We start from the raw sequence: 11,485 nt of genomic DNA on the forward strand, positions 1-11,485 counted from the left end.
ATAAAAACAACAACACAGTCTTGTTGATATCCCAGACTGCTTCTACTGTGATCCCAGCTGTTGAACGAAGGAGATCCAGTGCCTCCTAGTCACGATCCTCGACCGGCCGGCTGGCGCGTGGGCGCCGATATCGGCGGCACCTTCACCGACGTCATCGCATTGGGCCCGGCCGGAGAGGTCGTCCCGATGAAGGTCCCGTCCACCCCGCCCGACTACGGCGCAGGCGTCGTAACGGCGACCACTGCCGTGCTCTCCTCGGCCGCGGCCCAGCCGGAAACCGTGGTCGCGATGCTGCACGGCACGACCGTGGCCACCAACACGATTTTGTCGATGAGCGGTGTCCGCACAGCTGTGGTCACCACTCGCGGTTTCCGGGACGTGCTGGAGCTTGGGCGCCTGCGACGGCCGGTGCTGTACGACCTGTCGTGGTCCAAGCCCGAGCCCCTCGCCCGGCGCCGGAATCGGTACGAACTCGACCAGCGGATCACGGCCGACGGACGTCTCGAGCCTCCGGCCGGTGAGGACGAGGTTCGCGCGTTGGCCGCACGGCTGCGTACGGACGAAATCCAAGCGGTGGCCGTATGCCTGATCAACTCATACGTCCGGCCCGATGAGGAACGGCGAGTCGCCGAGCTGCTGCGAGCCGAGCTGCCCGGTGTCTACGTCACGGCCTCGGTCGATGTCTCTCCGCAGCCGCAGGAGTTCGAGCGTACGAGCACCGCGACGGTCAACGCCTACGTCGGGCCCGCCGTGCACGGCTACCTCACCCGTCTGGAGGAGGGGCTGCGGGCGGTGAAGGTGAGCGCCCCGTTGCTGGTCATGCAATCCAGCGGTGGATTGCTCGACGCGGCCTCCGTCGCGCAACGGCCGGTGCAGATCATCGAGTCCGGCCCCGCGGCCGGCGTCACCGCCGTGCAGAAGCTCGGGCAACTGATCGGCTTGTCGACGATGGTCGCCTTCGACATGGGCGGCACCACGGCGAAGGCGTCCTTGATCGAGCACGGCGAACCGTTCGTCTCAGCGGACTACGAGGTCGGTGGCGGAATGAACGTCGCCCGCGGCCTCAGCTCCGGCGCCGGGTATCCGGTGCGGGCACCGTCGATCGACATCGCCGAGGTCGGCTCCGGAGGCGGCAGCATCATCTCCGTCGACGCGGCGGGCGCGCTCCACGTGGGGCCTGCCAGTGCCGGGTCGCGCCCTGGCCCTGCCTGCTACGGGCAGGCCGGCGAGCTGCCGACGTTGACCGACGCCAACGTGACGCTGGGATACCTCAGCCCGCAGGCCCTTGCCGGTGGTCGCGTGGCGATCCACCCCGACCTGGCGGCGAAGGCGCTGTCGTCGGTCGCCGAGCAGTTCGGTGGTGACGTGCCGGCTACCGCGCGCGGTGCGTACCAGGTGGCGGTGTCGAGCATGACGACCGCGGTCAAGGCGGTGACCAGCGAACGTGGCCGTGATCCGCGCGATGCCACCATGGTCGCGTTCGGCGGCGCCGGTCCTCTCTACGCCGCCGCGCTGGCCCGCGAGCTGGGCATCTCGACCGTGATAGTGCCCGTGCACCCGGGACTGTTCAGCAGCCTGGGTCTGCTCGTCGCCGACACCGAACGCCACGAACTCACCCCGTACCGGCCCGAGTTCGCCGACGTGAGCGCCCTCGCCGGGGAGTTCGCGCGGCTCGCCGCGAAGGTGAGCGCGGAGCTGGGAGCGGACGCCGTCGTGGACCGGCTCCTGGACATGCGCTACCGCGGTCAGCGGTTCGAACTGCGCATCGCGGTGCCCGACGGCGAGCTCACCGACGACCTGCTCGCCGAGACGCGGGAACGGTTCCACGCCGAGCACAAGCGCACCTACGGCCGGGCCGGCACCGACGATCTGGTGGAGCTGGTCAACCTCCGAGTACGCGGCCGGCTGCCCAGCCAGGTGTCCATCGCGGACGTGCTGAGCGTCCCCGACGCCATGGACCGAGAGCCCACCACCCGCGAATGCCGGTTCGCCGAGACCGTGCCCACGCCCGTCGTGGGACGTGCCGACCTCGGCACCGAGCCCGTCGACGGACCGATGGTCATCGAGGACATGGACGCCACCACCCTCGTCCCCCCAGGTGCGCGAGTACACCGCGACCGGTTCAACAACATCGTCATCACCTGGAGTGCCGCATGATCCGCGACGCCGTGACCTTCGAGGTCTTCCGCAATGCCGTCACGGGGCTCGCCGACGAGATGGCGATCACGATCCTGCGCACGGCGCACTCACAGCTCGTCGCGTCCAGCATGGACTTCTCCGCCGCGCTGTGCGACGCCCACGGTCGCGTGATCGCCCAGGCCAACACCCTGCCCGTGCACCTGGGGTCCATACCGGACGCGATGGAGGCGATCCTCGACGAGTTCGGCGGCCGGATCCAGCCGGGAGACGTCTACCTGCTCAACGACCCGTCTCGGGGCGGCATGCACCTGCCGGACATCTTCGCGGTGGCCCCGGTGTTCGCGGGAGAAGCCCTCCTGGGCTTCTCGGTCACGGTCGTCAACCACACCGACGTCGGCGGCTGGGCGGCCGGCTCCATGGCCGTGCAGTCGACCAGTATCTTCGCCGAAGGGGTGCAGATCCCCCCTTCGCGCCTGGTCGAGGCCGGCGTCATGAACGAGACCTTCCTGCAGTTGATCCTGCGCAACGTTCGCGAACCCGAGCTGCTGCGCGGCGACCTCGAATCCCAGTTGGCGGCCTGCCACACCGGCGCCGAAGGCCTACGCGCCCTCGCGGCGCGGCACGGCGTGGACGGACTCGCCGCGCTCGTGGACGAGTTGCTCGATTACGCCGAGACCCTGCTGCGCGCCGCGCTCGCCGAAGCGGCCCCGGGCACCTACACCTTCACCGACCACATCGACGACGACGGCCTCGGCTCCGGGCCGATCCCGATCCAGGTGAAGACCACACTGTCCGAGTCCGGGATAGAACTCGACTTCACCGGCTCCGCACCCCAGGTCGACTCCGCGTTGAACGCGACGGCCTCGTTCACCCGCTCCGCCGCCTACGCGGCCCTACAGGGGATCCTCGCGGCGGACATCCCGGCCAACAGCGGCTTCTACCGGCCGTTCTCCTTCGTCATCCCGGAGGCCTCGATCCTCAACGGGCAGCGACCCGCCGCGCGCGGTGCCCGCGGCCTCGTCGGTTTCCGGATCATCGACGCGGTGCTCGGGGCGCTCGCCCCGGTGTTCCCCGACCGGGTGCCCGCCGCAGGGGACGGCGGACCCGACGGCATCGCGATCGGCCTCATCGGCGAGGACGGGGAATCCGTCGTGCTGTGGGATGCCCTGGCCGGAGCGTGGGGCGCCCGTCCCGACCGCGACGGCGTGGACGGGATCAGCTCACTGGGCGCCAACCTGACCAACACCCCGGTCGAAGAACTGGAACGCTCCGGTCACATCCGCATCGACGGATACGGCTACCTCCCGGACTCCGGGGGAGCGGGCCGCTTTCGCGGTGGCCTGGCGACCTTCCGGGACATGACGATGCTGGCGCCAAAGGCCAGCGTGCAGATCAGGTCCGACCGCCGTAAGTTCCTGCCGTACGGGCTGGCCGGTGGTGCGCAGGGGACCCCCTCGCTCAACGTGCTCGACCACGGCGGGTCCGGCGAACGGGTGCTGGAGTCCAAACCGCACTTCGTGATGACCACGGGAACCCGTCACCGGCATGTGACCGCGGGCGGAGGCGGGCACGGCAGCCCCTTCGAGCGTGCCCCGGAACGAGTCCGCGAAGACGTCCTCGACGGCAAGGTGACCCCCGAGGGCGCCCGACGGGACTACGGCGTCGTGATCACCGAGGCCGGTGTGATCGACGCGAGCGCGACCGCCGCGTTGCGGGGCGAGGCGCGCTCTGGAGCCTCATCCACCCCCACCGATGGGACTTTCCGATGAGTTCTACCACTGCTGCCTTCCCGGACACCGTGGCGCCTCGCGCGTGGCGCAAGGTCGGCATCCGGATCGTCCCGGTGATCGGCCTCGCCTACGTGGCCAGCTACATCGACCGAGCCAACGTCGGCTACATCGCCGCACCGATGTCGCGTGACCTGCATCTGACCAGCAGTCAGATCGGCCTCGCCGCCGGGCTGTTCTTCATCGGCTACGTCCTCGTCGAGGTGCCGAGCAACATGATGCTGGCCCGGTTCGGCGCGCGGAGGTGGATCGCCCGGATCATGATCACATGGGGGCTGGTCACCGCCTGCACGGCGGCCGTGCACTCGGCGACCACGCTGTACGTCGCGCGGCTGCTGCTCGGGTTCGCGGAGGCCGGCCTGGCCGCCGGGATTCTGCTCTACTTGACGTTCTGGTTCCCGCGCCGCCAGCGCTCCTGGGCATTGTCGGCCTTCTTCCTGATGACCCCGGTGTCGTCGATCATCGGCTCCCCGCTGGCCGCCGCGCTGATCGCATGGGGCCAGCGTCTGTTCGGCATCGCGGGCTGGCGTGCGCTTTTCCTCGTCGAGGGTGTCCTGACGGTCGCGGTCAGCATTCTGATCTTTTTCTTCCTGCCGGACCGGCCGCGGGACGCGCGCTGGCTCGACGACAGGGAGAAGGCCGCCATCGAGGACACCTTGGCGGCCGAGGCCGCCGAACATCGCGCTCACGGCGCTTCCACCGGGATGCGCCAGGCGTTGACCAGCGGCCGGGTGTGGGCGGTGGCCGTGTCGTGGTTCGCGATCGCGTTCGGGCTGTACCCGCTGGCGTACTTCCTGCCCACGATGATCGCGTCCATCACGCACAGCATCGGTGGCGCGGGCGATGTCAGCAGCGTGCTGCTGTCCGCGATCCCGTACGCGGTAGCCGTGGTCGCGCTGCTCAGCTGGGCGCGATTCGCCGCCCGGTGGTCGGCGGTCACGGCCACGGCCATTCCGATGGCGCTCGGCGTGGTGGGCCTGCTCCTGGCGACCTTCACCAGCAGCGGTGTCCTGTTCATCCTCGCGGTCTGCCTGAGTGTCGCCGGGATCATGACCGCGATGCCCCAGTTCTGGCGAATACCGGCCATCGGCCTGACCGGAGCGGCCGCGGCCTCCGGGATCGCCCTCATCAACTCCGTCAGCAACCTCAGCGGCTTCATCGGCCCGTACCTCACCGGAAGCATCAAGACCGCGACCGGCAGCTTCACCTACGCCCTCCTGGCCGTCGCGATCATCATGATCGCCGGAATGGCCGTCCTGCTGACCGCAGGGCGGCGGATGGAGCGACTGGACGGGAGCCTGTCATGACCACAGTACTGATCCACGTCGTGTCCTGTGCCGGCCGGGCTGGAGGACCGCGGTGAACGCCACGTTGCTGGACCGGCTCCGGACGGAACTCGACGAACGCCGGGCGACCGTCGGGCTGCGCCGCGACCTCGTGGTCTCGGGCCCCCAGGGGCCGACGCTCGGCGTGGACGGCGAGACCCTGGTGAACCTCGCCGCCAACGACTACCTCGGGCTAGCCGGTGATCCCGAGGTTCTCGAGTCGGCCCAGCGCGCGTTGCGCGACATGGGACTCGGGGTCACGGCGGGACGTGTCCTCTGCGGTACCCGCGCGATCCACGGCGAGCTCGAGGCGGGTATCGCGGAACTGGTCGGAGCCGAGGACGCCGTGCTCTACAGCTCGTGCTTCGATGCCAACCTCGGCGTCTTCAACGCCCTGCTCGGCCCAGACGACACGGTCCTCAGCGACGCGCTCAACCACGCCAGCCTGATCGACGGCATCCGACTGACGCCGGCGCGGCGGTACGTCTTCGCACACGCCGACCTCGACGAGCTCGAGCGCCGTCTCGCCGAGAGCGCGGACGCCCGCACCCGGCTCATCGTCACCGACGGCGTGTTCAGCATGGACGGCGACATCGCCGCGCTGCTCCGGATCAGCGAACTGGCGCGGCGGTACGACGCGGCGCTCATGGTCGATGACTCGCACGCCACGGGCGTGTTGGGCCCGACCGGCGCCGGCACGGCCGAGCACTTCGGACTGCAGGGCGGGGTCGACGTGCTGACCGGGACGCTCGGCAAGGCGCTCGGCGGGGCCGGGGGCTTCGTCGCCGGCGACCGCGCGGTCGTGGAGACACTGCGCCAGGTCTCGCGGCCGTACATCTTCACCAACGCGATGGCCCCGCCGCTGGCCGTCGCGGCGCTGACCGCGATCCGCATCGCGCGAAGGCGCCCCGAACTGCGGGAGCGCCTGACCGCCAACACCGCCTGGCTGCGCGGGGCGTTGCGCGACCAGGGTTACGACGTGCTGCCGGGCGAACACCCGATCATCCCCGTGATGCTGCCCGGCGGCTCGCGGGCCCGCGACGTGGCGGCGGCACTGCGCCGCGACGGTGTCCTCGTCTTCGCCCTCTCGCATCCGGTCGTCCCGGCCGGCGAGGAGCGGATTCGGGTGCAGGTCTCGGCGGCGCACACCGCCGAACAGCTCGAACTCGCGGCAGTCGCCTTCGGTCGCGCGCGCGCCGTTCTGGCCGGCTCATGAGCGGCGGCGATGGGCTCCGGGCCCCCACCACCGCCGACGGTCATGAGCTCGAGGGCCGGGTCGCGATCGTGACCGGTGGCGCGAGCGGCATGGGCCTGGCGACCGTGCACGCACTGGCCCGCCGCGGCGCGACCGTCGCGGTGTTCGACCTCGCCGCGCCCGGCCGTGCCGAGCTGGCGTCGACGCTCGGAGTGCCGGCGGACCGCATTCGGTCGGTGGCGGTGGACGTCACGCACGGCGAACAGGTCGACCAGGCGTTCGCCGCGTTGCTGGAGGAGCGGTCGCGGCTGGACATCCTGGTCAACGCCGCGGGCATCGCGCCGTCGACCACGTTCGAGGACATCACCGAGAACGAGTGGAACCGCGTGCTCGCGGTCAACGTGCACGGGACGTTCCTGTGCTGCCGCCGGGCGCTGCCCGCGATGCGAAACGGCGGTTGGGGACGGATCGTCAACTTCTCCTCCACGGCTGGCAAGACCATCAGCACGGCGGGTGGCGCCCACTACACGACGGCGAAGCACGGCGTCCTCGGGCTCACCCGGCACCTGGCGAAGTCCTCCGGACCCGACGGGGTCACGGTGAACGCCGTCTGCCCAGGGCTCATCGACACGCCGATGGCCCGTGGCCTGCTGCCCGAGGGATCACTCGACCGCGTCACCCGGTCCTTCCCGGTGCCACGCGTCGGGCAGCCCTGGGAGGTCGCGGAGCTCGTCGCGTTCCTCGCCTCCGATCGGGCCGCGTACATCACGGGCGCGGCCGTCGACATCAACGGCGGCGACCTGATCGTCTAACGCGGCGGCCGGCGGCCGGCGGGCAGCCGCATGACCACCAGGCTGTGAACCGCAGCCGCCAGACCGACCTGAGAACGAGAAGAAGGTGAGCAGCCCTGTGAGTAGAAGAGCGGTAATCAAAACGATCCAGCACCGAATCGCCGGCAGTGAGACCGCCGGCGCGTCGAGCCGGACCGCCCCCGTGTGGGACCCCGCGACCGGCGAGCGCCAAGCCGACGTGCTGCTGGCCGAGGCCGCCGACATCGACGCCGCGGTGCATGCGGCGCGCGCCGCCCTGCCAGACTGGGCCGACACCTCCCTCATGCGCCGGTCGCGGATGATGTTCGCCTTCCGCGACCTCGTCGAGAAGCACCTCGATGACCTCGCGCGGATCGTCACCGCGGAGCACGGCAAGGTCCTCGAGGACGCCAGGGCCGAGGTCGTCCGCGGCCTGGAGGTGATCGACTTCGCCTGCGGGATCCCGCAGCTGCTCAAGGGCGAGTACTCCGACCAGGTCTCGACCGGTGTCGACCTCTTCTCGTTCCGCCAGCCGCTGGGCGTCTGTGCCGGGATCACGCCCTTCAACTTCCCGGCGATGGTCCCGATGTGGATGCACCCGATCGCGATCGCGACCGGCAACACGTTCGTGCTCAAGCCCTCCGAGCGCAACCCGTCGGCGTCCAACTTCGTTGCCGAGCTCTATGCGGAAGCCGGCCTGCCCGACGGCGTCTTCAACGTCGTGCACGGCGACAAGGTCGCGGTCGACGCGATCCTCGACCACCCGGACATCGCGGCGGTGTCGTTCGTCGGCTCGACGCCGATCGCACGGTACGTACACGAGCGCGCGACCGCGAACGGCAAACGTGTGCAGGCACTCGGCGGTGCCAAGAACCACGCCGTCGTGCTACCCGACGCCGACCTCGACCGCGCCGCCGACCATCTGATCGCGGCCGGGTACGGTTCGGCGGGCCAGCGCTGTATGGCGATCTCGGTCGCCGTCGCGGTCGGCGACGTGGCCGACCCGCTCGTCGAGCGCGTACGCGACAAGGCACAGGCGATCAAGGTCGGGCCGGGGTTGGAGGCCGGCTCCGAGATGGGCCCGGTCGTGACGCCGCAGGCACTCGAACGGATCAGGGGCTACATCGGCTCCGGCATCGACGCGGGCGCCGACCTGGTCGTCGACGGGCGCGAGGTCGATGTCCAGGGCGACGGCTTCTTCGTCGGGCCGACGTTGTTCGACCGCGTCACGCCCGAGATGGACGTCTACCGCGACGAGATCTTCGGCCCGGTGCTCGTCGTCGTGCGCGTCGGCTCGCTCAAGGAGGCGATCGACCTCATCAACGACAACGACTGGGCCAACGGCACGGCCATCTTCACCTCCAGCGGCCGGGCGGCGCGCGTCTTCCAGCGCTCTGTGCAGGTCGGCATGATCGGCGTCAACGTCCCGATTCCGGTGCCATTGGCGTTCTACTCGTTCGGCGGCTGGAAGCAATCGCTGTTCGGCGGCCATCACATCCACGGTCCCGAGGGTGTCGCGTTCTACACGCGCGCGAAGGTCGTCACCAGCCGCTGGGCCGAAGAAAAGGTCGGCTTGCACGACTCCGGTCACCTCCATTTCCCGACGGCGGTCTGACCGGGTGGCGGGCCCGCCGGATCGGCATGGTGCCGCACTCCCGGCCACCTGCCGGAGCCCGGCGGGTCCGCCCTCGTCCGAACGGGCGGCCACGTCATACCGTTCAGGTCGGCGGGAGCGACGGCGCCGGCATCTCAATGTGCGCCCTGCTGACGGAGACGCTCTTCGCCAGAGCCTGGAGCACGTCGTTACGCACGCGCTCGCACCGCTTGCGCATGGCCGCCTGGGCGCCGTCCGCATCCCGCGCGTGCAGCCGCTCGAAGATGGCTTCCAGTTCCCCGGGCGGGCTCGCGGCCTCGGGAGCGATCAACGCGGTCATCCGCAGGACCCGCTCCAACTCGTCGAGCACGTCGACGATCGCCTTGACGAAACGGTTGTTGCCACTGGAGTCGGCGATGATGGCCTCGAACTCGATCGCGGCGTGCAGCTCCTCCTCGAATTCCACATCTCCCGCTGCGAGCGCGAAGGGCACCTTGGACAGCTCTTTGAGCCGTGCGAGCGCCGGCGCCTCGACACCTCGGCGCGCGGAGGCGGCGGCGGCCTCGCCGGACAGCAGCGTCCTCAAGGCACAGAGATCGTCGGTGTCCTGGAGCGTGATCGGGCTGACGACGTAGCCCGCACGCGGAAGCGCGTCCACGAGCCCGTCACGCCTCAACCGGGCGAGCGCCTCGCGCACGGGCGTCTTGCTGATGTGCCACTGCTGTGCGAGCGACGCCTCACTGAAGCTGCTGCCGGGCGGTAGCGTCAGGTCGATGATCTGGCGCCTGATCGCCCGATAGGCCTGGCCGGTGCGGTCGAGGCCGGTCTCTTCCTTGCCGACCAGCAACAGTGCGGGGATGTGAGGCGCTCCCGCGATCACGGGATGAATTTCGCGCATCCGTCCAATATACCACTGCGGGGTATTAGTACATCAGTTTGGCCTGACTAGTGGAATCCAAAGATCTTTACTAGCCGAACTGATATCTCAATTGCTAGGTTGCATATATGAATCGACCTACCTCAGATCCATGGGTCCTCCCCGCCGCGACCGACCTGCCGACAATGGGCGCGATGAGGACGCGCGACCGCGCGGCGCGGAGCGCGCGCGACGGCGTGCGGGTCCTCCCGCTCGTGGGGGCCCCGATCCTTCCCATGCCGGAACACGTGAGGCAGGCGGTCGCGCGGGCGATGGACCAGCCTGACCCGCGCGACAGCCGCGGCATACCCGATCTCCGGGCGGCGATCGCCGCCGAACTGGAGTCCGAGCACGGCCTGCGCATCGATCCCGAGCGTCGCCTGCTGATCACCCACGGGGCGATGCACGGCCTCTCCCTCGTGCTTCGCACGGTGCTCGCTCCGGGCGACGAGGTGATCGTGCCGACCCCCACCTTCTTCTTCGACGGCGCCATCCGAGAGGCCGGCGCCACGCCGGCCTACGTCCCGTCTCGGGAGTGCGATGGATGGGCGCTCGACCTCGCCGGACTGGAGGCCGCCGTCACACCCCGCAGTCGCGCCCTGCTCCTGTGCAACCCGAACAACCCGACAGGCTATCTGCCCGACGCTGCGACCCTCGCGGCGGTGGTCGACATCGCGGCGCGTCACGGGCTACTCGTCATTTCCGACGACTCGTGGCAGCACTTCACCTTCGACGGCAGTCGATACCACCCAGTGGAGGCGCTTGCCGATCGCTGGCCGCATATGGTCACGGTCACCAGCCTCAGCAAATATTACGCACTCGGGAGCTGGCGGGTCGGCTACGTCCTGGCACCGCCGCCGATCGTCGACGCGCTCGAGCGTCGCTTCCAGTGGGAGGCGGCGTGGTGCGGAGTGGTTCCGCAGCGGGCCGCGGTCGCCGCCCTCACCGGGCCCCGCGACTGGCTAGACCAGGCGCTTTCCATGTATCAGGCCAAACGCGACTTCGTATGCGACGGCATCGCTGCGAGCGGCCTCACCGAGCCCGCTCGGCCCGCGGCCGGCGCCTTTCTGCTCGTCGACTGCTCCCGCCTCGGCGACACGCCGGACGACATCGATCGCGTGCTTCTGCGGAACGGCATCGCGACGGTCCGCGGCGCGGACATGCACGCCCCGGAGACACACGTCCGCCTCACATTCGGCTCGGACGAGGAGACGCTCGGTGAGCTGGTACGCGGCCTCGAACGGGCGTGTCGAGAGTCCGCCGGAGGCCGCCCGTGAACAACGTCGCCCCCCGACCCACGTCAGCGATGGCCGGCGGATCGGCGTGAACCCCGGGCCCAGTAACCCACGGAACCGCACGGTCGCCGCGCCGTGGTCGATGAGCATCCCGACACTGCGCCGGCAGATCACGCACGCCGTCCCGAACGTCTCGATGAGGGACGCGGAGCTCTTACGGGTACGGCTTCCAGACCCCAGGTAGCCGTTGCGGCGGTTGATCCGCTCGCCGGACCGCTGCCCGTACTCGGCACCGCACAGCGCGTCGGCTTCGGCGTTCATCAGCGACTCCGCCACGGTCTTGACCATGGCGGATCGGGGTGTGCGTTCCGTACCTAGGGAAAGCGCAGGTACTGAACCGCCCCGGGTTTCGTGGAGGCTCTAGGTTGTGGCTGTGACCTGCGGTCTTGTCGATTTCTTGTAGTGGTTGGCCTCGTATTCGTCGG

The 11,485-nt window shown here is 69.8% G+C and carries 8 protein-coding genes and 1 pseudogene; 7 read left to right on the plus strand and 2 right to left on the minus strand.

Annotation, left to right across the window (positions count from 1 at the left end; translation table 11 throughout):
* The first annotated feature begins 78 nt into the window (after positions 1-78).
* The 6 genes from AB0K82_RS08110 (at position 79) to AB0K82_RS08135 (ending at position 8,870) form a co-directional block, all read left to right on the plus strand.
* Entirely contained in the window at positions 79-2,157 is a 2,079-nt protein-coding gene (locus AB0K82_RS08110; RefSeq protein ID WP_364394210.1) for a hydantoinase/oxoprolinase family protein, read from the plus strand.
* Positions 2,154-3,908, plus strand: a complete 1,755-nt coding sequence (locus AB0K82_RS08115; RefSeq protein WP_364394212.1) for a hydantoinase B/oxoprolinase family protein — start codon at positions 2,154-2,156, stop codon at positions 3,906-3,908. The genes AB0K82_RS08110 and AB0K82_RS08115 overlap by 4 nt, the downstream gene beginning before the upstream one ends.
* Positions 3,905-5,233, plus strand: a complete 1,329-nt coding sequence (locus AB0K82_RS08120) for an MFS transporter (protein ID WP_364394214.1) — start codon at positions 3,905-3,907, stop codon at positions 5,231-5,233. The genes AB0K82_RS08115 and AB0K82_RS08120 overlap by 4 nt, the downstream gene beginning before the upstream one ends.
* A gap of 52 nt (positions 5,234-5,285) precedes the next feature.
* Positions 5,286-6,467, plus strand: a complete 1,182-nt coding sequence (locus tag AB0K82_RS08125; RefSeq protein ID WP_364394217.1) for a glycine C-acetyltransferase — start codon at positions 5,286-5,288, stop codon at positions 6,465-6,467.
* Positions 6,464-7,258, plus strand: coding sequence for an SDR family NAD(P)-dependent oxidoreductase (locus AB0K82_RS08130; protein WP_364394219.1), 795 nt, complete (start codon positions 6,464-6,466; stop codon positions 7,256-7,258). The genes AB0K82_RS08125 and AB0K82_RS08130 overlap by 4 nt, the downstream gene beginning before the upstream one ends.
* 97 nt (positions 7,259-7,355) lie before the next feature.
* A complete protein-coding gene (locus tag AB0K82_RS08135) occupies positions 7,356-8,870 on the plus strand; it encodes a CoA-acylating methylmalonate-semialdehyde dehydrogenase (protein ID WP_364394221.1) in 1,515 nt (504 codons plus the stop codon).
* 103 nt (positions 8,871-8,973) lie between these two features.
* Here AB0K82_RS08135 and AB0K82_RS08140 read toward each other — a convergent pair whose 3' ends face one another.
* Positions 8,974-9,747, minus strand: coding sequence for a GntR family transcriptional regulator (locus AB0K82_RS08140; protein WP_364394224.1), 774 nt, complete (start codon positions 9,745-9,747; stop codon positions 8,974-8,976).
* A gap of 173 nt (positions 9,748-9,920) precedes the next feature.
* Here AB0K82_RS08140 and AB0K82_RS08145 point away from each other — a divergent pair, with 173 nt between their 5' ends.
* A complete protein-coding gene (locus tag AB0K82_RS08145) occupies positions 9,921-11,042 on the plus strand; it encodes a pyridoxal phosphate-dependent aminotransferase (RefSeq protein WP_364394226.1) in 1,122 nt (373 codons plus the stop codon).
* Between the two features lie 183 nt (positions 11,043-11,225).
* Here AB0K82_RS08145 and AB0K82_RS08150 read toward each other — a convergent pair.
* Positions 11,226-11,348, minus strand: a pseudogene (locus AB0K82_RS08150) (transposase); the annotation flags it as partial.
* Between the last annotated feature and the right edge of the window lie 137 nt (positions 11,349-11,485).

Origin of the sequence: Actinoallomurus sp. NPDC052274, from assembly GCF_040679475.1 — a bacterium.
In the GTDB taxonomy this organism is placed as follows: domain Bacteria; phylum Actinomycetota; class Actinomycetes; order Streptosporangiales; family Streptosporangiaceae; genus Actinoallomurus; species Actinoallomurus liliacearum.

Bases quoted from the DNA above. Each gene is read 5' to 3' on its own strand.
- AB0K82_RS08140 (WP_364394224.1), bottom strand. From the start codon at position 9,747: ATGCGCGAAATTCATCCCGTGATCGCGGGAGCGCCTCACATCCCCGCA.
- AB0K82_RS08130 (WP_364394219.1), top strand. From the start codon at position 6,464: ATGAGCGGCGGCGATGGGCTCCGGGCCCCCACCACCGCCGACGGTCAT.
- AB0K82_RS08120 (WP_364394214.1), top strand. From the start codon at position 3,905: ATGAGTTCTACCACTGCTGCCTTCCCGGACACCGTGGCGCCTCGCGCG.
- AB0K82_RS08115 (WP_364394212.1), top strand. From the start codon at position 2,154: ATGATCCGCGACGCCGTGACCTTCGAGGTCTTCCGCAATGCCGTCACG.
- AB0K82_RS08145 (WP_364394226.1), top strand. From the start codon at position 9,921: ATGAGGACGCGCGACCGCGCGGCGCGGAGCGCGCGCGACGGCGTGCGG.